Source organism: Pseudomonas sp. BJa3, from assembly GCF_026343815.1.
GTDB lineage: Bacteria > Pseudomonadota > Gammaproteobacteria > Pseudomonadales > Pseudomonadaceae > Aquipseudomonas > Aquipseudomonas soli.
In genome coordinates, this window is sequence record NZ_JAOXMC010000638.1 from 1 (window position 1) to 228 (window position 228).

At 67.1% G+C, this 228-nt stretch carries 1 protein-coding gene; it reads right to left on the reverse strand.

Translation table 11 applies throughout. The annotated features are described in order from the left end of the window. A partial coding sequence (locus OH705_RS29105; RefSeq protein WP_267303688.1) for a hypothetical protein occupies positions 1 to 228 on the reverse strand: 228 nt, incomplete at both ends.

The window sequence follows — 228 nt, forward strand, 5'->3', positions numbered from 1 at the left end:
CGCCGCCCATGACCACCGCCAGCGACGCATCCTTGCCGATCTCTTCGTAAGTAGCGACCGGGTATTCCGTGAGGCCGGTGTTGCGGGCCGTGTCGGCATCGACGAGCACCTGCCGCCCGGCCTGCATGAGCGCGTGCGCGAGCGCCCTTAGCGGAGTGGCCAGGCCGGTGTCCTGGTATCTGCCGATCAGCGCGACGGTAGGAAAGTGCATGGTGGCGAGGCGAATCA